This window comes from Comamonas denitrificans (assembly GCF_042654745.1).
GTDB lineage: Bacteria > Pseudomonadota > Gammaproteobacteria > Burkholderiales > Burkholderiaceae_C > Comamonas > Comamonas denitrificans.
In genome coordinates, this window is record NZ_JBHSEY010000038.1 from 30,240 (window position 1) to 51,366 (window position 21,127).

24 protein-coding genes and 3 tRNA genes are annotated in these 21,127 nt (G+C 60.6%); 18 read left to right on the plus strand and 9 right to left on the minus strand.

Annotated elements, in window-relative coordinates; genetic code table 11:
• Positions 1–49: 49 nt before the first annotated feature.
• From ACFO24_RS07685 to ACFO24_RS07695, 3 genes are read left to right on the plus strand one after another with little or no spacing between them, the layout of a single operon-like run.
• On the plus strand, positions 50–847 hold the full coding sequence (locus ACFO24_RS07685) for an HDOD domain-containing protein (protein WP_207575202.1): 798 nt from the start codon (positions 50–52) through the stop codon (positions 845–847).
• 34 nt (positions 848–881) lie between these two features.
• The gene (locus ACFO24_RS07690) at positions 882–1,853 is read left to right on the plus strand and encodes an alpha/beta hydrolase (RefSeq protein ID WP_377737805.1); all 972 of its coding nucleotides are present in this window, start codon (positions 882–884) and stop codon (positions 1,851–1,853) included.
• Positions 1,853–2,305, plus strand: a complete 453-nt coding sequence (locus ACFO24_RS07695; protein ID WP_377737806.1) for a GNAT family N-acetyltransferase — start codon at positions 1,853–1,855, stop codon at positions 2,303–2,305. Before ACFO24_RS07690 ends, ACFO24_RS07695 begins: the two co-directional genes overlap by 1 nt.
• On the opposite strand, the gene ygfZ is transcribed toward ACFO24_RS07695, so the two are convergent.
• Complete coding sequence (ygfZ, locus tag ACFO24_RS07700; RefSeq protein WP_465251388.1) at positions 2,302–3,204, minus strand: CAF17-like 4Fe-4S cluster assembly/insertion protein YgfZ; 903 nt, start codon at positions 3,202–3,204, stop codon at positions 2,302–2,304. The genes ACFO24_RS07695 and ygfZ overlap by 4 nt on opposite strands.
• Positions 3,205–3,249: 45 nt before the next feature.
• Here ygfZ and mltG point away from each other — a divergent pair, with 45 nt between their 5' ends.
• The 6 genes from mltG to ACFO24_RS07730 are packed head-to-tail and all read left to right on the plus strand — an operon-like array spanning position 3,250 to position 7,920.
• Complete coding sequence (mltG, locus tag ACFO24_RS07705) at positions 3,250–4,272, plus strand: endolytic transglycosylase MltG (RefSeq protein ID WP_377737808.1); 1,023 nt, start codon at positions 3,250–3,252, stop codon at positions 4,270–4,272.
• 51 nt (positions 4,273–4,323) lie between these two features.
• The gene (tmk, locus tag ACFO24_RS07710) at positions 4,324–4,980 is read left to right on the plus strand and encodes a dTMP kinase (RefSeq protein ID WP_377737809.1); all 657 of its coding nucleotides are present in this window, start codon (positions 4,324–4,326) and stop codon (positions 4,978–4,980) included.
• Complete coding sequence (locus ACFO24_RS07715; RefSeq protein WP_377737810.1) at positions 4,977–5,996, plus strand: DNA polymerase III subunit delta'; 1,020 nt, start codon at positions 4,977–4,979, stop codon at positions 5,994–5,996. The genes tmk and ACFO24_RS07715 overlap by 4 nt, the downstream gene beginning before the upstream one ends.
• 12 nt (positions 5,997–6,008) lie before the next feature.
• Entirely contained in the window at positions 6,009–6,374 is a 366-nt protein-coding gene (locus ACFO24_RS07720) for a PilZ domain-containing protein (protein WP_377737885.1), read from the plus strand.
• Positions 6,375–6,424: 50 nt separating this feature from the next.
• Positions 6,425–7,243, plus strand: coding sequence for a TatD family hydrolase (locus ACFO24_RS07725; RefSeq protein ID WP_377737811.1), 819 nt, complete (start codon positions 6,425–6,427; stop codon positions 7,241–7,243).
• On the plus strand, positions 7,216–7,920 hold the full coding sequence (locus ACFO24_RS07730) for an ankyrin repeat domain-containing protein (protein ID WP_377737812.1): 705 nt from the start codon (positions 7,216–7,218) through the stop codon (positions 7,918–7,920). The genes ACFO24_RS07725 and ACFO24_RS07730 overlap by 28 nt, the downstream gene beginning before the upstream one ends.
• A 104-nt stretch (positions 7,921–8,024) precedes the next feature.
• On the opposite strand, the gene msbA is transcribed toward ACFO24_RS07730, so the two are convergent.
• Entirely contained in the window at positions 8,025–9,824 is a 1,800-nt protein-coding gene (msbA, locus tag ACFO24_RS07735) for a lipid A export permease/ATP-binding protein MsbA (protein ID WP_377737813.1), read from the minus strand.
• A gap of 163 nt (positions 9,825–9,987) precedes the next feature.
• Between msbA and tolB the strand changes: the two genes are divergently transcribed.
• The 9 genes from tolB (at position 9,988) to amaB (ending at position 16,797) form a co-directional block, all read left to right on the plus strand.
• The gene (tolB, locus tag ACFO24_RS07740; protein ID WP_207575213.1) at positions 9,988–11,313 is read left to right on the plus strand and encodes a Tol-Pal system beta propeller repeat protein TolB; all 1,326 of its coding nucleotides are present in this window, start codon (positions 9,988–9,990) and stop codon (positions 11,311–11,313) included.
• An 87-nt stretch (positions 11,314–11,400) separates the two neighbouring features.
• The gene (gene pal, locus ACFO24_RS07745) at positions 11,401–11,916 is read left to right on the plus strand and encodes a peptidoglycan-associated lipoprotein Pal (protein ID WP_377737814.1); all 516 of its coding nucleotides are present in this window, start codon (positions 11,401–11,403) and stop codon (positions 11,914–11,916) included.
• A gap of 76 nt (positions 11,917–11,992) precedes the next feature.
• Entirely contained in the window at positions 11,993–12,682 is a 690-nt protein-coding gene (gene ybgF / locus ACFO24_RS07750) for a tol-pal system protein YbgF (protein WP_242700444.1), read from the plus strand.
• Between the two features lie 3 nt (positions 12,683–12,685).
• Entirely contained in the window at positions 12,686–13,558 is an 873-nt protein-coding gene (locus tag ACFO24_RS07755; protein WP_377737815.1) for a tRNA threonylcarbamoyladenosine dehydratase, read from the plus strand.
• Between the two features lie 71 nt (positions 13,559–13,629).
• Positions 13,630–13,705, plus strand: a tRNA-Lys gene (locus tag ACFO24_RS07760).
• Positions 13,706–13,743: 38 nt separating this feature from the next.
• Positions 13,744–13,819 (plus strand) — tRNA-Lys (locus ACFO24_RS07765).
• Positions 13,820–13,857: 38 nt separating this feature from the next.
• Positions 13,858–13,933: transfer RNA gene (locus ACFO24_RS07770), tRNA-Lys, on the plus strand.
• A 180-nt stretch (positions 13,934–14,113) separates the two neighbouring features.
• The gene (locus ACFO24_RS07775; protein ID WP_377737816.1) at positions 14,114–15,250 is read left to right on the plus strand and encodes a saccharopine dehydrogenase C-terminal domain-containing protein; all 1,137 of its coding nucleotides are present in this window, start codon (positions 14,114–14,116) and stop codon (positions 15,248–15,250) included.
• A 17-nt stretch (positions 15,251–15,267) separates the two neighbouring features.
• Entirely contained in the window at positions 15,268–16,797 is a 1,530-nt protein-coding gene (gene amaB / locus ACFO24_RS07780) for an L-piperidine-6-carboxylate dehydrogenase (RefSeq protein WP_377737817.1), read from the plus strand.
• 106 nt (positions 16,798–16,903) lie between these two features.
• On the opposite strand, the gene ispF is transcribed toward amaB, so the two are convergent.
• From ispF to ACFO24_RS07815, 7 genes are all read right to left on the minus strand, one after another.
• Positions 16,904–17,392: a 2-C-methyl-D-erythritol 2,4-cyclodiphosphate synthase gene (ispF, locus tag ACFO24_RS07785; protein ID WP_377737819.1), complete on the minus strand. Its 489-nt coding sequence runs from the start codon at positions 17,390–17,392 to the stop codon at positions 16,904–16,906.
• A 46-nt stretch (positions 17,393–17,438) separates the two neighbouring features.
• A complete protein-coding gene (locus ACFO24_RS07790; protein ID WP_377737820.1) occupies positions 17,439–18,038 on the minus strand; it encodes an LOG family protein in 600 nt (199 codons plus the stop codon).
• A 39-nt stretch (positions 18,039–18,077) separates the two neighbouring features.
• On the minus strand, positions 18,078–18,461 hold the full coding sequence (locus ACFO24_RS07795; protein WP_207575221.1) for a diacylglycerol kinase: 384 nt from the start codon (positions 18,459–18,461) through the stop codon (positions 18,078–18,080).
• A complete protein-coding gene (locus ACFO24_RS07800) occupies positions 18,458–18,952 on the minus strand; it encodes an RDD family protein (protein ID WP_377737821.1) in 495 nt (164 codons plus the stop codon). Before ACFO24_RS07800 ends, ACFO24_RS07795 begins: the two co-directional genes overlap by 4 nt.
• A 27-nt stretch (positions 18,953–18,979) precedes the next feature.
• Positions 18,980–19,846 carry a DUF3106 domain-containing protein gene (locus ACFO24_RS07805; protein WP_377737822.1) on the minus strand — a complete coding sequence of 289 codons (867 nt, stop codon included), beginning with the start codon at positions 19,844–19,846 and terminating at the stop codon, positions 18,980–18,982.
• Between the two features lie 83 nt (positions 19,847–19,929).
• Entirely contained in the window at positions 19,930–20,400 is a 471-nt protein-coding gene (locus tag ACFO24_RS07810; RefSeq protein WP_207575224.1) for a DUF3619 family protein, read from the minus strand.
• The gene (locus ACFO24_RS07815; protein WP_377737823.1) at positions 20,397–20,969 is read right to left on the minus strand and encodes an RNA polymerase sigma factor; all 573 of its coding nucleotides are present in this window, start codon (positions 20,967–20,969) and stop codon (positions 20,397–20,399) included. Before ACFO24_RS07815 ends, ACFO24_RS07810 begins: the two co-directional genes overlap by 4 nt.
• Positions 20,970–21,127 lie beyond the last annotated feature (158 nt).

Genomic DNA, 21,127 nt, shown 5'->3' on the forward strand with positions numbered 1-21,127 from the left:
CGTGCGTATTCGATGTGCGTAGCGCAGAAGAAACCGAAAATACCCTCCTATGCACCTTCCTGAAAAACTTTCTTTGCCTTGCCAGCCCCGTGTGGTGGCCTTGCTCATGAATGAGCTGCGCAGCACCAACCCCAGTTTGCGCCGGCTCAATCAGTTGTTTGGCAGCGATCCGGTACTGGCCGCGTGGCTGCTGGAGCAGGCCAATGCCGGCATTTACCAGCTCAGCGGCATGGTGCAGACCATTCCGCAGGCGGTGGCTTTGCTGGGGGTGGCGCAGCTGCGCAATCTGCAAAAAAGGGCTTTGGGGCATATCGCCCAGAGAATCCCGGGCCTGGAGCAGCTGGGGCCGTTTAGCTGTGATTGCGCCCGCTTGGCCCGCAGCTTTGCCTCTGCATTGTCGCTGGATGGCGGCCTGGCGTATACAGCGGGCTTGCTGCATGGCTTGGGGCAAATTGTTTTTCTGCAAACCCAGCCCCAGGTGCAGGCGGTGACCAAGATGGAGTCGTGGGCGATGGGGCCTTGGGACCCTTTGCGTGCGCAATGGGAGCGCAAACATTTTGGCTATACCGCCACCCAAGCCTGTGCCAAGTTATTGGCGCAGTGGGGCATCCCCGCGCCGGTCACGCAGCTGATTGATGCGCTGGAGCAGCCTTTGGAGATGGCCGATTTCGATCCCTTGGTCGCCGTACTGCATCTGGCCGTCTGGGTGCAGCGTGGTCACTATTCGAAATGGACAGACCGGGAAATGGTGCGCAACTTCCCCATTGAAGTGGCCTTGGCCATTGGCCTGGACATGGATGTGGTGCTGCAACAAGAAGCGCCCGATTGGTCGCAATCGGTTTATTAACCTAACCCCCCCTCTTTTTTCTTTACTTGCAGCGATGGAAACCTTCCCTTTGACCCCGGCCATGGCCGGTGTTTTGCGGGGCCTGCACCGGGCCAAGCGCCCCGCGTTGCACAGCTTAAGCCCCGCGCAGGCCCGCATCGCCTATGCCGCAGGCAGCGATGTGCTGGAGCTGGACAAGCCGGCGCTGCCGTGGGTTGAGGCCTTGCGCATCCCCGCGCGGGATGGCACGGCTTTGCCAGCGGTGCTGTTTGCGCCCCGCCAGGCCACAGAAACGGCGCATCTGCCCGTGCTGCTGTATTTGCACGGTGGTGGTTTTACCGTGGGCAGCGTGCAAACGCACGAAGTGTTGTGCCGCAGACTGGCCCAGCAGGCCGATTGCGCGGTGGTATCGCTCGATTACCGTTTGGCACCGGAATTTAAATTTCCCACCGCACTGCACGATGCCTGGGATGCGTTGCAGTGGCTGTCTGTGCATGGCCCGGCCTTGGGCTTGGATACGGCGCGTTTGGCCGTTGGCGGCGATAGTGCGGGCGGCACGCTGGCGGCGGTGTGCGCAGCCTTGGCGCGGGATGCGGGGCTTGATTTGGCGTTGCAGCTGCTCATCTACCCTGGCACCAGCGCCCACCAAGACAGCCCCAGCCAGCAGCGTTATGCCCAGGGCTTGGTGCTGGAGCGGGCCGCCATTGACTGGTTTTTTGGCCACTATCTAAACACCCCGGCCGATCGGGAAGATTGGCGCTTTGCCCCCTTGCTGCTGCCCGATGCCCAGGGCCTGGCCCCAGCGCATGTTTGTCTGGCCGAGCTGGATCCCATGGTCGATGAAGGCGTGGACTATGCCGACTTGCTGCGCATGGCCGGGGTGCCGGTCAGTTTGGAAATTTACAAAGGCGTGACCCACGAATTCATCAAAATGGGCCGCGCCATTCCTGAGGCACGGCAGGCCCAGCACGATATAGCGCAGGCACTGCGCCAAGCTTTTGCTATTAATTTTGTGATTGAACAATGATGCAGACAACACCTTCTTTTGAGATTCGCCAAGGCGCTTGGAACGATTTGGGGCGCATGGCCGGGGCTTTGCGCACGGCGGTTTTTGTGCGCGAACAAGGCGTGCCACCAGAGCTGGAGATGGATGTGCTGGACCCGCTGTGCCTGCATGTGCTGGCACTGGCTGCCGATGGCCAGGCCGTGGCCACCGGCCGCTTGGTGACAGAGGCCCCCGGCATTGCCCGCATTGGCCGCATGGCCGTGCGCCAAAGCGTGCGCGGGCAGGGCGTGGGGCGCTTGGTGTTGCACGCCTTGCTTAACGCCGCCCAGCAGCGCGGGGACCACGAAGCGGTGTTAAGCGCCCAGTTGCATGCCCAGGGGTTTTATACCCAGGCGGGATTTGTGGCCGAGGGCGATGTGTACGACGATGCGGGCATCCCCCACATCACCATGCGCAAAAAATTGAACGCTTAAATATCGTCCAGCAAAGGGTAGGGCAGGGGCAGCACCGTCAGTGCTACGCCGTTGGATTGCAGCGCGTGCGCTGCTGCATTGGTTTGAATAGCTATTACTGCAGACCATTGGCCATTTTTATACGGGTTTGGTGCTGAAATGACGACTAAACCTGCGGGTTCATCTACATTATTAATAGCAAATACTTCGTCCCCAGGAGCCACCGCCCCAGCCGCCTGCGCCAGGTAAGCGCGGCGTTTGAGCGTGCCGCGAAACTGACTGCGGACCACCACCTCTTGGCCGGGGTAGCAGCCCTTTTTAAAGTTCACGCCGCCCACCGATTCGTAATTGAGCATTTGGGGAACGAATTGCTCGTACACCGCCGCCGACACCAAGGGCACCGCGCTCATCACCTCCAGCCATTGCCAGGTGGCCGCGGGCAGCTGCGGAACTGGGGGGGGCGCAGTGTCGGCGGGGGCCAGCCACAGGGCGCGGGCATGGTCGGCCCCTGGGGGCAGGCCAATGGTGTGCGCCGTGCCATCGCTGTGCACCTGCCAGGCGCTGGCGCAGGGGGCGGGCACGCTGGCACCGACCAGGCCCCACAGGGCAAAGGCCTCGCTGGCATCGTCGAGTTGGCATTGGGCCCGCAGCACAAACATGCGCAGGCGCTTGAGTGTTTGCGCCAAGAGGCTGCGCTCGCACACCAAAAGAATCGTCTGCGCATCGGGTTTGATGCCAATAAAACTGGCCTGCATGCGCCCTTTGGCGTTGCAAAACGCGGCCAGCCGGGCCTGGTCCGGCCCTAGCAACACAAAGTCTTGCGAGAGCTGGCCATGGATGAATTGGGCGGCATCGGCCCCCCGGGCACGGATAACGCCCCAATGGGGCAAAGGGCTTGCGCCTGAAAAAGTCTCGGTCATGGGTGAATTATCATCCCGGCTCTTTCCCTTAAAAGGCATGGGTTTGTGCGACGTATTTTTCAATTTCTTTTCTTGAGCCTGGTGCTGCTGGCGTGCGCAGCAGGCGCAGCGGCGTGGTGGTTGAGCCAGCCGCTGACTTTGCGCAACCCCACGGTGGAGCTAGAGATTGAGCCCGGCACCGCCCCGCGCGCCGTGGCCCAAACGGCAGTGGCCGCTGGGGTCCAGACCGATGCGCGGCTGCTGTACGCATGGTTTCGCCTTTCGGGCAAAGACCGCCAGATTCGCGCCGGCAATTACGAAATTTTGCCCGGCACCACGCCCTACAGCCTGCTGCAAAAACTGGTGCAAGGCGATGAAAGCCTGGTGGCCATCACCTTTGTGGAGGGCTGGACATTTCGCCAAATGCGTGCGGCCATCGCCAAAGAGGCCACTTTAAAGCCCGACATTGCAGCGCTGACCGAGGCGCAAATCATGGCCGCTTTGGGCAAGCCCGGTGTGCCGGCAGAGGGGCGCTTTTTCCCCGATACCTACACCTACGCCAAAGGCAGCAGCAGCCTGGCCGTGTTGCGCCGTGCGGCCGCAGCGATGGACAAGCGCCTGGCCCAGGCCTGGGAGCTGCGCGACCCCGCCACCCCCTTGAAAACGCCGGAAGAGGCGCTGATTTTGGCCAGCATTGTGGAAAAAGAAACCGGCCAAGCCAGCGATCGTGCGCAGGTGGCGGGCGTATTCACCAACCGCCTGCGCAAAGGCATGCTGCTGCAAACCGACCCCACGGTGATTTACGGTCTGGGCGAAAACTTTGACGGGCGGCTGCGCAAAGTGCATTTGCAAACCGACACGCCATGGAACACCTACACCCGCCCCGGCCTGCCGCCCACACCCATTGCCATGCCGGGCAAGGCCGCGCTGCTGGCCGCCGTGCAGCCGGCCAACACCCCGGCTTTTTATTTTGTTGCCCGGGGCGATGGCAGCAGCCAATTTAGCGCCACCTTAGAGGAGCACAACCGGGCAGTGAACCGCTATATCCGGGGCAAGGGCACCGCCCCTCAAACACCATTAGCACCCTGAATACCCCGAATCCAGCATCGCCATGGGCCGTGCGCAACACCTAAGCAATGAATGAGTAACACCGGCTTTTTTCTGAGTTTTGAAGGCATTGATGGCGCGGGCAAATCCTCGCACCTGGATGCCTTGGCCGCCGCCCTGCGCCAAGCGGGGCACACCGTCACCCTAACCCGTGAGCCTGGCGGAACGCCGTTGGCCGAGCAGCTGCGCCATTTGCTGCTGCACCACGCCATGGATGCGCACACCGAGGCCCTGCTGGCCTTTGCCGCGCGGCGCAACCACGTCTGCCAAGTCATCGCCCCGGCCCTGGCACGCGGCGAGGTGGTGATTAGCGACCGCTTTAGCGATGCCACCTTTGCCTACCAAGGGGCCGGGCGGGGGCTCGATTGGGATCTGCTCCTGCAATTAGAGCGCCTTACGCTGTCTGGATTTGGGCTAAACCCCGATTTTGTTCTCAAACCAGACTTAACGCTGTGGTTTGACCTGCCCGCTGCGGTGGCGGCCCAGCGCCTGGCCAGCGCGCGCCTGCCCGATCGGTTTGAAGCACAGCCGACCCCATTTTTTGCTGCCGTTGCCGGGGGCTATGCCCGCCGCTGCGCGGAAGATGCGCCGCGCTTTGCCCGCATTGAGGCCGATGCCCCGCGCCCCGCCGTTTGGCAGCAGGTGCTGGCCGCCGTGCAAAGCCGGGGCTGGCTGAAGGAGGGCGCGTGACAAGCGCCAGCCGCACCGCGCCACTGCCCCCTTGGTTGGCCAGCCAACAAAGCGCTTTGCTGCGCCAGCGTGGCCATGCCTGGCTGCTGCAAGGCCCGGCCGGGCTGGGGCAGTGGGAGCTGGGCCTGGCCCTGGTGCGCGCCTGGCTGTGTGAAAGTGCCGGGGCCGCCACCGAGGGCGCGTGCGGCCAGTGCCCCAGCTGCCATGCCATTGCCGTGCATGCCCATGCCGATCTGCTGGTGCTGATGCCTGAAGTGCGCTTGCTGGCGCTGGGCTGGCCCTTGCCAGAAAAAGCCCAGGCCGAGATTGACGACAAAAAGCGCAAGCCCAGCAAAGAAATTCGCGTCGATGCGCTGCGCCAAGCGGTCGAGTTTTGCCAGCGCACCAGCGCCCGAGGGCGGGGCAAAGCCGTGTTGGTGTACCCGGCCGAAGACATGAACGCCATTGCCGCCAATACCCTGCTCAAAACCCTGGAAGAGCCAGCGGGCAGCGTGCGCTTTGTGCTGGCCACCGAAGCGGCCCACCAGCTGCTGCCCACCATTCGCAGCCGCTGCCTGGCCCACACCATGGTCTGGCCGCAGCCGCTGGCCGCCCAAAGCTGGCTTGAAAGCCAAGGCCTGTCGGCCGCCGATGCCCAACTGGCCCTGCGCGCCATGGGCGGCAGCCCCCAGCAAGCCCTGGCCCTGGCACGCGCCCCCCAGGGCTTGCAGCTGGCCCATGATTTTGCCCAGTGGGTGCGGGCGGGCGACATGGCGGCCCTGGGCAGTTTGGCCCCCCAAGAACTGCTGGGTTGGTTGCAGAAGCTGTGCCACGATTTGATGTGCCTGGCCCAAGGCGCTGCGCCCCGCTACTTTTTGCCCGCCCATTTGCCCCCTGCGCCGCGCTTGGCCGTGCTGCTGCGCTGGTCGCAGGCGTTAAACCAAGAAATGCGGGTGGCCGAGCACCCTTTTCAGCCCGCTTTAACGGTGCAGGCGCTTGTCGTGCAGGCCCGTAGCGTCCTACACTCTAAAAACTAAAGCATTGAGAGACTGTTTCCCCGTATGAATGCACCTGCCACTCCCCGTCCCAGCGTTTTGCAACAAAACTTGAAAGAAAAAGGGGCCTTGTATGCCGCCTATATCTCTTCGTTTGCCAACGGGGGTATTTTTATTGCCACGGACCGCGAGTTTCGCCTGGGCGACGATGTGTATTTGCTCTTGAGCTTGCCGGACGATGCCGTCAAACACCCGATTGCCGGCAAAGTCGGCTGGGTGAACCCGGCCGGGGCGGGGCACCGCTCGCAAGGCATTGGGGTGGTTTTCCCGAAAGACCCAAAATGCGAGGAGCTCAAAGCCCGCATCGAAAATGAGCTGGGCACCTGGCTGGGCTCTGACCGCCCCACCCAAACCATTTAATTTTTTCTTCTGCCTACTCCGACAGCTCCGCAAGGGGCTGTTTTTACTGCATGTTTACCGATTCGCACTGTCATTTGAATTTTCCTGAGCTGCACCACCAGCTGCCCGCCGTATTGCAGGCCATGCAAGCGGCACAAGTGACCCGCGCCCTGTGCATTGCCTGCACCATGGAAGACTTCCCCCAAGTACACGCCCTGGCACTGGAGCATCCCCATTTATGGGCCACGGTGGGCGTACACCCTGACACCGAGGGACTGCACGAGCCCAGTGTGGATGAGCTGCTGGCCGCCGCCGCCTTGCCCCGCGTGGTGGGCATTGGCGAGACGGGGCTGGACTACTACGGCATGCAAGAGCGCAAGGGCGGGCGCAGCATTGCCGATTTGGAGTGGCAGCGCCAGCGCTTTCGCACCCACATCCGTGCGGCCCAAGCCTGCCGCAAGCCTTTGGTGATTCATACCCGCGCCGCTGCCCAAGACACCTTGGCCATCTTGCGCGAAGAGGGCGAAGACGGCAGCAGCCGCAGCGCTGGCGGGGTGTTTCACTGCTTTACCGAGAGTTTGGCCACCGCCAAGGCGGCGTTGGATTTGGGGTTTTTTATTTCGTTTTCCGGCATCGTGACCTTTAAAAATGCCCAGGATTTGCGCGATGTGGCCGCGTATGTGCCCTTGGATCGTTTGCTGATTGAAACCGACAGCCCCTACCTGGCCCCCGTGCCCTACCGGGGCAAGCTCAATAGCCCGGCCTATGTGCCTTACGTGGCCCAGTGCTTGGCCCAGCTGCGCGGTATGGCGGTAGAAGACATGGCCGCGCTGACGAGCAGCAATTTTGACCGCCTCTTTCCGTGCGTCACGCAAGGGGGCGGCGCATGATGGGGCGGCGGCCCCTGGTGCTGGGCTGTGCGCTGGGGCTGGCGCTGTCGGCGCTGTCTGCCCACGGTGGGGCTTTGGAAGACTTTCAAACCGCCATCGTGCGCGACAACGACCGGGCGATCGTCAATTTGCTGCTGCGCGGCATGGACCCCAACACCGTTGATGCCCAGGGCCAGCCCGCCTTGGTCAAAGCCTTGCGGCTGGAGTCGTGGCGGGTGGCCGATGCCTTGCTGCTGGGCCCCAAACTGGATGTGAACAAGGCCAATCCCCAAGGCGAAACGCCGTTGATGCTGGCCTGCATCAAAGGGCGGTTGGATTTTGTCGAGCGCCTCTTGCAAAAAGGGGCCCAGGCCAACCGCCCCGGCTGGACTCCGCTGCACTACGCCGCCAGTGCCGACCACCCTGACAGCGTGGCCATTGCCCGGCTGCTGATTCAGGAGCATTACGCCTACATTGATGCCCAATCCCCCAACGGCAGCACCCCGCTGATGCTGGCGGCGCAATATGGCTCCCAAGCCATGGTGGAGTTGCTGCTGGAAGAGGGGGCCGATAGCCACGTGCGCAACCAGTTGGGCCTGACGGCGCAGGATTTTGCCCAGCGCTCGCAGCGCGACTATTTGGTGGAGCTGTTGCAGGCGCAGCGGCGCAGCAGTCAGCGCGCGCCAGCGTCTTGGTAAGACTTGTTTAAAAGAAGCTGGTTGCGCATAATTTATAACGGTTTTGAATTGTTTTTAATTAAAATTACTTGTAAATTATGCGCAAACAGCTCTCTTTTTTATAGTTAGTGCTCAACGGCACCAAAAGCCTGCAAGCGGGCGTACAAGCCATCGTGGGCCAACAGCTCGGCATGCGTGCCTTGCTCCACGATGCGGCCTTGCTGCATCACCACCACCCGGTCGGCATGCTCAATGGTGGAGAGCCGGTGGGCAATCACCAAGGTGGTGCGCCCTTGCATCAGGCGCTGCAGGGCTTGCTGCACCAGGCGTTCAGATTCGGTGTCCAGGGCGGAGGTGGCCTCGTCCAGAATCAAAATCGGCGCATCTTTGTACAACGCACGGGCAATGGCCAAGCGCTGGCGCTGGCCGCCGGACAACTGGCTGGCGTTGTGCCCCAGCGGGGTGTGAATGCCCTGGGGCAGGGCACGCACATGCTCGGCCAAATTGGCCGCCTCCAGGCACTGCCACACGCGCTCTTCGTTGATGGACGCACTGCCCAAAGCGACGTTGGCGGCCACGCTGTCGTTGAACATCACCACGTCTTGGCTGACCATGGCAAATTGCTGGCGCAAATAGGCCAAATCCCACTGCGGCAGCGGCACGCCGTCAATCAAAACTTGCCCGCTATTGGGCTGCAAAAAGCGCGGTAGCAAATTCACCAAGGTGGTTTTTCCCGCCCCCGAGGGGCCCACCAGGGCCACCACCTGGCCGGGCTGCACATCCAGGTCAATGTGCTGCAGCGCCGGGGCCAGGTCGTCTCCAAACTGCAGGCCCACTTGCTGCAAAACAATGTGGCCGCGAACCGGCGCGGGCTGGGCAGTCCCGCCAGTCTCGGCCAGGCTGCCTTCGAGCAGGGCCAAGCCGCGCTCTAAAGCGGCAACGCCGTGCGTCAGGGGCTTGGCCACGTCGGCCACCCGGCGCAGCGGCGCAATCAGCATCAGCATGGCGCTGATAAAAGCCACAAAACTGCCCACCGACACCGGCTCGCCCGCGCTGCCCGCCTGGCGGCCCTGCCACAGGGCAATGCAAATGACCGCCGACAAGGCCATGGCAGCCAGCAGCTGGGTGGTGGGTGTCATGGCCGAAGAGGCAATCGTCGATTTAATGTTCAAGCTGCGCAATTGGCGGCTTAAATTCCAAAAGCGCTGGTTTTGCGCCGCTTGCGCCCCATGCAGGCGCACCATGCGGTGGGCCAGAACGTTTTCCTCCACCACGTAGGCCAGCTCATCGGTGGCTTGTTGGCTGATTTTGGTAATGCGGTAGAGGCGCTTGGAGAGGGTTTTCATAATCCATGCCACGCCAGGCACGATGACTGCGACAGACATCGTCAGCTGCCAATTGAGGTAGAGCAGGTAAGCGAGCAGGGCCACCAGGGTAAAACCATCGCGCGAGATCACCAAAAAGGCTTGCACCAACTGCTGCGCCCCGGTTTGCACCTCGTACACCACCGTGTTGGACAAGGCACTGGCCGAATGGCGTGAAAACAGTCCCATTTGGGCTTGCTGCACCCGCTCAAACAAGTCTTTGCGCAGGGCCAGCATGCCATCATTGGCAACGCGGGCCAGCGCGTATTGCGCGATAAATTGCGCAACCCCACGCACAAAAAACAAGCCAATGATGAACACCGGAACCAGCCACAGGTTGAGGTCACCCTGGGTAAACCCATTGTCCAGCAAGGGTTTGAGCAGCGCGGGAATCAATGGCTCCGTGGCTGCACCCACCAGCGTGGCCAACAGCGCGCCAGCCCAAGTCCAACGCAAATTACCCCAAAAGTAGGGGGCCACCCGGCGCAGGCGTTGGCGCAAAGGCAGGGATTGAATCCCCGAGAGGGCATTGCTGGGCACGGCGGCAGTGGGTTCAGGCATGGCGCGGGATTCTAAGTGGTAACCCTTGATTTTTTCGGGTCAGGATGCAGTTGGATACGGGTTTGCCCAGGATGTTGGGCAGCAGAGGCGATAACTATGTGTACCATCTATGTGTACCATATTCGGTGGTAGAGGCTTGCAAGCTTCTTTTGAGCGGATATTCATGACACTCACTTCTCTTTCTTCTGTGCACTCCCCGGTTCTTTCTTCCAGCGTTGTAGCCACTTCGCGGCGCAGCGTGTTGGCCTTGCTGGCCGCAGCCCCAGCCGCTCCGGCGCTGGCGCAATTTCGGGTGGAAATTTCAGGCGTTGGCCTGCGCCAGCTGCCCATTGCCCTGCCTGCGCTGCGCGGTGAAGGCACGGCGCCGCAAAAAATCTCGCAAATCATTCAAGCCGATTTGGAGCGCAGCGGCCTGTTCCGTGGCGTGCCCGCAGGCGATGTGCAGCTTGATGAAAACTCGGTCCCCGACATGGCCCAGTGGCGCCAGCGTGCGGCGGATGCTTTGTCCTGCGGCAGCCTCACCAAACTGGCCGATGGCCGCTACGACGTGCGCTTTCGGTTGTGGGATGTGGTCAAAGCCCAAGATTTGGGTGGCCAAGGCTTTGTGGTGGTGCAAGGCGACTTGCGCTTGGTAGCGCACCGAATTGCCGACTACATCTACGAAAAACTCACCGGCGAGCGCGGTGTTTTCTCCACCCGCATTGCCTATGTCACCAAAGGCGGCAGCCGCTATGTGCTGTGGGTGGCCGATGCCGATGGGGAAAATGCCCAGTCCGCCTTGGCCAGTGCCGAGCCGATTATTTCCCCCGCTTGGTCGCCCAACGGCACGCAGCTGGCCTATGTGTCGTTTGAATCGCGCAAGCCGGTGGTGTATGTGCACGATGTGGCCAGTGGCCAGCGGCGCATTGTGGCCAATTTCCGGGGCTCCAACAGTGCTCCAGCGTGGTCCCCCGACGGCAGCCAATTGGCCGTGACCCTGAGCCGCGATGGCTTGTCGCAGCTGTACCTGATTGATGCCCAAGGTGGCCAGCCACGCCGCTTGATGCAAAACAGCGGCATTGATACCGAGGCTACTTTTGCCCCAGATGGGCAAAGCCTGTACTTTGTCAGCGATCGTGGTGGATCCCCCCAAATTTACAAGGTGGGGGTCGGTGGGGGCAATGCCCAGCGCGTGACGTTCAGCGGCAACTACAACATCTCGCCCAGCATCAGCCCAGACGGTAAAACCTTGGCCTATATCTCGCGCGTTGGCGGCGCGTTCAAGTTGCATGTGCTGGATCTGGACTCTGGCACCGTCACAGCCTTGACCGATACCTCTGACGATGAAAGCCCCAGCTTTGCGCCCAACAGCCGGTTGCTGGTGTACGCCACCCGCCAGGGCGGTGAAGCATTGATGACCACGACGCTGGACGGCAAGATCAAAGCCCGGTTGGCGGGCAAGGGTGGGGATATTCGTGAACCGGCCTGGGGCCCCTATCAAAAATATTGAAATTGCCCAGAATTTTTGCGTCAACCCTTTCCTCTGATTAACCGTTTTTTACCGTTCTAGGATTTTCTAGGCTTGGAGTAATTTTCTATGAAAACTTTTCAACGTATCGCCTTGATGGCTGCTTCTGCAGCGGTGATGGCCGGTTGCAGCTCGGGGGTCAAACTCAATGATGCTTCGGTCGAAGATCGCAACGCCAATGCCAACGCCACCAGCGGTGTGACCGGTGTGGACTTGACTGGTAAAGACATCGCTCCCGATGGCGGCCCGGCCAACGTGGGCCGCGTGGTGTACTTTGACTTTGACAGCTACGTGGTCAAGGCCGATGCCCAAGGCTTGATCGATGGCAATGCCCGCTTCCTGAACGCCGATGCCAACCGCAAAGTGGTGGTGGAAGGCCACACCGACGAGCGCGGTGGTCGTGAGTACAACTTGGCCCTGGGTCAAAAGCGTGCTGAAGCCGTGCGCCGCTCGCTCAATCTGTTGGGCGTGCAAGACAGCCAAGTCGAAGCCGTGAGCTTTGGCAAGGAAAAACCCGCTGCTGAAGGCGCGAATGAGGCCGCTTATTCGCAAAACCGCCGCGCTGAACTGTCTTACCGTCGTTAATTTTTCTTAGCCGATGCAGATACTCATCCCCTCTTTCCATCCAATCGTACGTGCCATCGCTGTACTGGGAGCCAGTATGGCTTTCCTGCCCAGCGCCCATGCGCTGTTTGAAGATGCCGAAGCCCGTCGTGCCATTTTGGAGCTGCGCCAACGCTTTGATGCCAGCGCCCAAGAAAATGCACAAATGCGCCGCAGCCTGCTCGATTTGCAAGCACAAATCGAAACCTTGCGCGGCGATTTGGCCCAATTGCGTGGCCAAAACGAGCAGCTGGCCCGTGAAGCTTCGGAAATTCAGCGCACACAAAACGACTTGGCCCAGGGGGTGGATGAGCGTTTGAGCCGGTTTGAGCCGGGTGAAGTGCAGGTCGATGGCCTGCGCTTCATCGCTCAGCCGCAAGAGCGCAATGATTTCGAGGTGGCCTTGGAGCAGTTTCGCGCGGGCAATTTTGCCGCTGCACGCAAATCCTTTGCCGCCTTTATCAATACTTACAAGCAAAGTGGCTACCTGCCCTCAGCCCGGTTTTGGCTGGCCAACACCCAGTACGCTGATCGCGACTATAAAAACGCCGTACAAAACTACCGGGCCGTGGTCAATGCAGGGCCCCAGCACGAAAAAGCGCCAGAAGCGGCCTTGTCTCTGGCGAACTGCCAATTGGAGTTGAAGGACAGCAAGTCGGCCCGCCAAACCTTGGAGGCCTTGCTGCGTGATTACCCCAGCAGCGATGCTGCCGCCACGGGCAAGTCATTGCTCAATAGCTTGAAATAAAGCATGGCTGGTTTTGCCCCTGCTATCGCCGACCCTGTCGGCGATTCTTTTTTTACCAAGCCCGGCCTTGATGCTGAGTCTGCAGCGGATGAACAGCGCCGATTTGGTGGTCTGCAGCGTCTGTATGGACTGAATGGGGCCCAGCAGATCAGGGCTAGCCACGTGGTAGTCGTCGGTATTGGGGGGGTTGGATCGTGGGCAGCCGAGGCCTTGGCCCGCAGCGGCGTAGGGCGGCTGACGCTGATTGATATGGACCATATTGCGCCATCCAATATCAACCGCCAAATTCACGCGCTTACGCCCACCATTGGCCAGGCCAAGGTGCTGGCCATGCAAGAGCGCATTGCCAGCATTCATCCAAGCTGCCAAGTTATTACGGTTGATGATTTTGTAACCCCTGAGAATTGGCCTGGCTTGCTCACCCATCCGGTGGATGCCGTCATTGATGCCTGTGACCAAATGAGCGCCAAATTGGCGATGGCACAGTGGGCGCGCAAAACCGGGCAATGCTTTATCACCGTAGGGGCTGCGGGCGGCAAACGTTTGGCACACAAGGTCGATATTGATGATCTGGTAGCCACCACCCATGACCCCTTGCTGGCCCAGTTGCGCTACCGTCTGCGCAAGCACGATGGGGCACCTCGCGGGGGCAAAAAAATCGGTGTACCGTGCGTTTTTAGCCGCGAGGCTGTAGCCGGCCCCGATGCCTCATGCCAGTTGGAGGCAGGCGGCAGCCCCGATGGCAGCCTCAATTGCCATGGTTACGGTTCGGTGGTGGCCGTGACGGCCACTTTTGGGCAATGTGCCGCCGGTTGGGTGTTGGATCGATTGGCACACACCAAGCCGCAGCAGGAAAAAAATCATGGTTTTTCCTAGGCGCCAAAAAAATACTGCTAGAATATCGGTCTTCGCTGGTTAGGATGATTTTTAATTAACTTGATTAGCATGGGTCTTTAGCTCAGCCGGTAGAGCAGCGGACTTTTAATCCGTTGGTCGCGAGTTCGAATCTCGCAGGACCCACCAAACTATTTCTTTGCAATCGGGCGCATGCCCAGTTGCTTGGGTCTTTAGCTCAGCCGGTAGAGCAGCGGACTTTTAATCCGTTGGTCGCGAGTTCGAATCTCGCAGGACCCACCAAACCATTTCTTTGTAATCGGGCGCATGCCCAGTTGCTTGGGTCTTTAGCTCAGCCGGTAGAGCAGCGGACTTTTAATCCGTTGGTCGCGAGTTCGAATCTCGCAGGACCCACCAAACCAAAAAGCATCTCAATCCACGATTGAGATGCTTTTTTCATGCCTATGCCCGGCACAGATGGCACCGGTGCGCTGATGCTTCCTTTATGCGCGTAAAGCCGTATGGCGCATTTCTGACAGGAATTCAATAATTTTTTATGGAATATCCGTTGGAAATAGCTGCTTTGGAGGGGACGCTATGCAAAAAATCGCTGTTGTCGGGGCGGGGCGCATAGGCACAACGATTGCCAGTATGTTGGCGCATACCGGGGATTACCACGTTCATGTCCTGGATCCTCATGACCAGGCTTTGGCCGCTTTACCGAAGCATGCGGCGATTGTGCCGGTGCAACTCACGCCGCAAATGGAGGGTACTGATTTAGCAGCGCTGCTGGCGGGCAGTTTTGCCTTGTTGAGTGCCGCACCATTTCACCAAATGCAACGCTGGGCCCAGGCGGCGGTGGCCGTGGGGGCGCATTACCTGGATTTGACCGAGGATATTCAATCGACCCAGGCAATTGCCGCGCTGAGTCAGCAGGCCAGCACGGCCTTGATTCCCCAGTGCGGGTTGGCACCGGGCTTTGTCTCAATTGCTGCGCACCATTTGTGCCAAGCGTTTGACGCTTTGGATACCGTGCATTTGCGCGTCGGAGCGTTGCCGCGTTGTGCCGATAACAGCTTGGGCTACCAGCTGTCCTGGAGTACCGAGGGGGTCATTAACGAGTATTGCCAGCCGTGCGAGGCGATTGTGGATGGTCAGCGGCAATCGCTGCCGGCCTTGCAAGGGCTGGAGCGGCTGCGGGTGCTGGGCCAAGATTACGAAGCCTTTAACACCTCGGGCGGCGTAGGCAGCTTGGTGCAAAGTTTGGCCGGGCAGGTGCGCGAACTCAATTACAAAACCTTGCGCTACCCCGGTCACGCTGAGCGCATGCGCTTTTTGCTGGATGAACTGCGGCTGCGCGATCAGCGGGAGTTACTGCGGCAAATTTTGGAGCAAGCCCTGCCAGCGACGGAGCAAGACGTGGTGGTGATTTTTATCAGCGTCAGTGGCCAGCAGGGTGGGCGCTTGCTGCAGCGCCATTACGCCCAAGAGATTTACGGCACCACGCTGCATGGGCGCGCGATCAGTGCGATCCAGAGCAGCACAGCTTCGAGTATTTGCGCGGTGCTGGATTTGCTTGCCCAGGGGCAGCTGCCGCAAAGCGGTTGGGTGCGCCAAGAAGCGATTGCCTTGCCCCTGTTTCTGGCCAACCGCTTTGGTGCGGTGTACGCCCCGAAGGTTGATTGCGCCCACTCTGCAGATGTTGCAGACCCTGCCCATTTCCGTTCACTCTAAGCTTTGGAGGTCACGCCATGCCGCAGCAAACCATTCAATATTCAGAATATGCCAGCACCGCTGCCCATATTTTGCAAACCCTGGGGGTGGCGTTGCCACCGCTGGAGGCCGCAGGCCCCCATTTATTCATCCACAGCCCCATTGATGGCCAGCGCCTGGCACTGCTGCAATGCACCACGGTTGCGCAAACGCGGCAGCAGGTGGCGCAAGCACAACAAGCCCAAGCGGCTTGGCAGCACGTCCCCGCCCCCCAGCGCGGGGCGGTAGTTCGGGTGTTGGGTGATTTGGTGCGCCAGCACAAGGCGGCATTGGCCGAGCTGATCAGTCTGGAAGTGGGCAAAATCCGCAGCGAAAGCCTGGGCGAGGTGCAGGAAGTGATCGACATGTGCGATTTTGCCCAGGGCCTGTCGCGCCAGCTGTATGGGCTGACCATGCCCAGCGAGCGCCCCGAACACCAACTGCGCGAGACTTGGCACCCGCTGGGCGTGGTGGGCATCATCACCGCGTTTAACTTTCCCATGGCCGTGTGGGCGTGGAATGCGGCCTTGGCCCTGGTGTGCGGCAATGCCCTGGTGTGGAAACCGTCAGAGAAAACCCCGCTGTGCGCCCTGGCCTTGCACCAGTTGCTGCAGCAGGCGTTGCAAGCAGAAGGTCACGCGCCAGCCATTTCCAGTGTGGTGCTGGGCCATGCCGATGTGGGCCAGGCCTTGGTCGAAGCGCCTGCGGTGCGCCTGGTCAGTGCCACCGGCTCCACCCCAATGGGGCGGGTGGTGGGGCAAGCCTGTGCCCAGCGTTTTAAACGCAGCTTGCTGGAATTGGGCGGCAACAATGCGGCGGTGGTGTGCGCCAGTGCTGATGTGGCCCTGGCTTTGCGAGCGGTGGTGTTCGCGGCGGTGGGTACGGCGGGGCAGCGCTGCACCACGCTGCGGCGTTTGTTCATTCACCGTTCCTTGTACGCCGATTTTGTGCAGCGCTTGCAAGCGGTGTACGAGCATTTGCCCGTGGGCAACCCGCTGGCCGCTGACACGCTGGTGGGGCCGTTGATAGACAGCCTGGCGTTGGAATCCATGCAGGTGGCGCTGCTGGAGGCCCAGGCGCTGGGGGCGCAGGTGTACGGTGGGGAGGTGCTCAGCCATGGCCGGGGCAGCTATGTGGATCCGGCCCTGGTTGAAATGCCCAGCCACAGTGGGCCTATGCTGCGCGAGACGTTTGCGCCGATTTTGTATGTCTTGCCCTTTGATACGCTGGCCGAGGCGATCGCCCTGGTCAATGCCAGCGAGCATGGCCTGTCGGCCTCCATCTTCACCCATGACTTGCGCGAGGCGGAGCTGTTTTGCAGTGCCGCCGGGGCTGAGTGCGGCATTGTGAATGTGAACATTGGAACTTCCGGCGCAGAAATTGGCGGGGCTTTTGGTGGCGAAAAAGCCACCGGCGGCGGGCGCGAAGCGGGCTCAGACAGCTGGAAGGCGTATATGCGCCGCACCACCAACACCATCAATTACGGCCACAGCCTGCCATTGGCCCAGGGCGTGCGGTTTGAGGTGTGAGAGAAGGATGATTTTTGATTAAATAAGGAGCTGTTCCCGCTGTAATAGCAACAAATTTAAGCAATAAATCTTGAAATTTGTTGTAGATAAAGCGGGAGTAGCTCTTTTATTTTTTGATTAGCAGCGCAATGGCCCGCGCTTCCATGGAATGCCCTGCGCCCACGGGGCCCAGTTTTTCGGCGGTTTTGGCTTTGACGTTGATTTGGCCGACATCAACCCCCAACGCCTGGGCAATGCAGGCGCACATGGCCGGGATGTGCGGGGCCAGTTTGGGTTTTTGGGCCACGATGGTGCTGTCCAGATTGATCAGCTCGAAACCTGCCGCACGCACGCGGCGCATGGCTTCGGCCAGCAGTACGACGGAGCTGGCACCGTAAAACTGCGCATCCGTATCGGGAAAATGGCGACCAATATCGCCCAGGGCGGCCGCGCCCAGCACGGCGTCGGTGATGGCGTGCAAGAGCACATCGGCATCCGAATGCCCCAGCAGGCCGTGGCTATGGGGTACGGGCACACCGCCCAGCAGCAAGGGGCGACCTGGGACGAGGGCATGCACATCCCAGCCTTCGCCGATGCGTAAATGGAGTAAGTTCATTAAATGGATAGCTTTCTCGGCTGATATGGCAAGGATTTTTCTGGTTTTAGATGTTTTTTTCTAGCGATTGGCTTTCTGGGCTGGTGCCCGCCGCTTCAATCAGGTGGGCCAGCAGCTGCGGGATGTGTTCGCCGCTGCGCACCAATTCCATTTGCCAGTCGCCCATGAATTCGCTTTGCACCGTGCCCAGCAGGAACTGCAGCATGCTGTCGTAATAGCCTGCGACGTTGAGGATGCCAATGGGCTTGTCGTGGTAGCCCAGCTGGCGCCACGTCCACACCTCAAACAATTCTTCAAACGTACCAATGCCGCCGGGCAGGGCCAAAAAAGCGTGGCTGCGCTCGGCCATCATGGCTTTGCGCTGGTGCATGTTGGCGACGACGTGCAGCTCATCGCACAGCGGGTTGGCCACTTCGCGATCGACCAGCGCCTGCGGGATGATGCCCACCACGCGCCCGCCAGCTTGGCGGGTGGCCTCGGCCACCTGGCCCATCAAGCCGGTGCGCCCGCCGCCATAGACCAGTTGCCCGCCGTGGTGGCCAATCCATTGGCCCACGGCGGTGGCGGCATCCAGGTAGCGGGCATCGTTGCCGGGGCGCGAACCGCAGTAAACGCACAGGGAAAAAGTCGGTTCTGTGTTGAGCATGCGTGGTGGTGTGTTGGGAGCAATCAATGTGCTGAAAAATTAAACAACGAACCGGGCCAGCAAGGCGCTGCCCCAGGTCAGACTGAGCAGCACCAGGCTAACCAAGACGGCGGCGCTGCCCAGGTCTTTGGCTTTTTTGGACAGCGGGTGCAGCTCTGGGCCAATGCGGTCAATGGCCGCTTCGATGCCGCTATTGAGCAGCTCCACTATCAAAACCAGGAGCACACTGCCAGCCAGCAGCATGCGTTCTACCCAGTTTTGGCCTAAGAGAAAAGCGGCGGGCAGCAAGAGGATGGACAGCTGCACCTCTAGGCGAAAAGCCTTTTCTTGCCAGCCAGCGTGCAAGCCTTGCAAAGAATAGCCCGTGGCATGCCACAGGCGCGAGAGGCCTTGGCGGGCTTTGTGTGGATGGGGGGCCGTCATGGGGCTTGCAGCAGTTGGGTTTTGGCCCAAGCATCGTGCCAAAACTGGCCTTGGGGGTGCAGGCGGCTGGCCAGCATCCACAGCACCACCCACACGCCCAGCACGATGGACAAATGCGTCACCGCCAAAGGCCAGGGCGTGAGCTGCAGCAGCAGTGGCAGCCCCCAAATCCAGCTAAAAGCATAGCGGGTAAGGGCCCGGATGCGGGTGAGTCGGTAGCCTTGGGCATCGACGATGGTGATGCGCCAAGTCTTCATCGGCAGGGTTTGGCCACGCTGCCAAAAATAAACGAAATAAGCGCCCCACAGCGTCAAGGTGCTGGCTTGCAGCAGGGCTGGGTGGTTCAGGGCGGGCAGCACTAGCGCTAGCGCACTTTGCAGCAGCACCGCCACCATCATCAAAGCAAACAGCACCAAGCCTTCATAGAGCCAGCAGGCCATGCGCCGGGCCAGACTGGCGGGAACCAAGGTGGGGGTGGGGGGAGTGGCCATGCCGCGCAAACGCTTCCTTTGGAAAAATCAAGGTTGCGAGTGTAGGGCCTCTGGCGCGGGGGCGGGCGCTGCCGGGGTGGCCGGTGCTGGCAAGGCCGATAGCGGGGGCAGCTCCATGGTGTACATGGGCTGGGGAACTTCGACTGGAGCGGGGGCCGCTTCGACCAGCGGGGGCAATGGGGTGGCCTGCACGGGCGTGGAGGTGGTGACGGCGGAGGTGCTGGCACCAGAGGACGGGCTGGGCGGCGTTGGCAGAGGCGCGGTATGGGCTGGCGGCAGCGGGGCCGGCGCTGGGGTGGGGCGCACAAACGGTTTGGGGCGGTTGAGCTTGCGGCGTGTGTTTTTGGCTTTGCGCTTTTGTTCTGCTTTCAGGCCTTCGGCCTTGAGGCGCTCTTTTTCAGCCGCCGTGAGGGCCTGGTATTCCTGCCATTTGAGCAGCAAATCGTCCGGGGTCAGGCGTTTGGCATTTTCAAAATTAAGCCGTGCCTGGTTGCGTTGCTGGGCGCTCAAACTGGCCCAGGAGAGCATGCGCTCGTGCAGCTTGGCCTGCTCTTTTTCGCTCATGCTGGGGTAGCGGTCGGCCAGCACCAGCCAGCGGCGCTTGGTCAGCGCGCCCATGGTCGGCCATTGCAGGTGCAAAGGGTCGAGAATTTGACGCTGCGCAGCAGTGATGTCTTGCCACTCGGGCCCGGCGCTGCTCAGGCGCAGCCGGTTGGGCGTATCGGTGGTGAGGCGAGGGCTGTTTTGGTCTTCATGCACCGCCAAGGCGGGGGGTACGGCGCTGGGGGCCATGGCCATATAGGGAATCAACCACGCACCGATACCGGCCAGCACTGCCAGCACCGCCCCAGCGAAAACCAGGGGCAGGTGTGCAGTCTTTTTTTTGCAAGGCAAAGAGGAGGTAAGTGGCTGCATGCCGTGAAGAGGGGCCTTGTGCAATGGCAGGGGGTGAATCTGAGGCGTTAAGAGTAGGCCGGTTAAGGCGTGGTTTTTTGACTGGTTTCCAAGAAATGCAAGAAGCCTGGGTCTGTGTAGGCATCCGGCGGCAAGGCACTGGTGAGCAGCTCGGCATCGACATTGGCCAAGCCAACGGTGGCGCGGCTGTCTTCTTGGATGCCGATGGTGATCACGCCAATGGCCAGGATGAGCAGTGGCAAAAAGGTGAGCGCTTTGCGAATCCAGGATGCGGTGTTGTCGGGTAAATGGCCACCAACACCAGCCGTTTGCAACTGCGGGGCGCTCGCATATTGACGCAAGGGCGCCGCACCGCGTTTGCGCTGGGCCACCGCCTGCTCGCGGGCGGCGCGCAGGCGTTCGGTGACAACATAGGGCAGCTCCTCTTGCGACTGGTTCAGGTGCGCTACCAAAGAGCGGGCAAAGCGCTCTTGGGCGTGTTCATCCAGCGGTGTGAAGTGTTGGGGCTGAAGGGGCGTGGTCGAGGGGGTCATAGTTCTATTCCTTGGGCTTTGAGGGCTTTGCTCAATGTTTGCGCAGCCCGAAAGCAATGGGTCTTGACGCTGCCTTCTGAGCAGCCCATGGCGGCAGCGGTTTCGGCAACATCAAGCTCCTCCCAGTAACGCAAAAGAAAGGCTTCGCGTTGACGTGCAGGAAGCATTTGGATTTCTTTTTCAATACTTTGCAACAACTGTTTGCGCTCTGTCAGTGTTTCGGCACTGCTTTCAACGTACTCGGGGTTGCTGCTGGCGTAGGTTTGCAGCCAGTCAAAGTCATCGCCATCGGCGTTGATGGCATGCTCCAGCGCCGATATGTTGGTAAAGAGCGCATTGCGTGTTTTTTGCCGCCGAAACCAGTCCAAGGTGCTGTTGGCCAGGATGCGGTGAAACAGCATGGGCAGCTCCTCGGGCGGTTTATCCCCGTAGTGGTGGCTGAGTTTGAGCATGCTGTCTTGGACGATGTCCAGCGCGGCCTCCTCATCACGCACTTGATAAACCGTGCGTTTGAAAGCGCGTTTGTCCACGCTTTGGAGGAAGGAGTTGAGCTCTTGTGCGGTGGCCAAGGGGCGGCAAAGGAAAATGAACGACAAGTGTAGCGATTGCGGTAACGCTGTCGCCTACAGGAAAAGCAGGATTATCGCATTGCGTGGGCTGTGGCAGAAAAATGCTCGGTGAGGCGATTGTTGCAGTGCCATAATAAATTCTTGCAGTGCAACATATC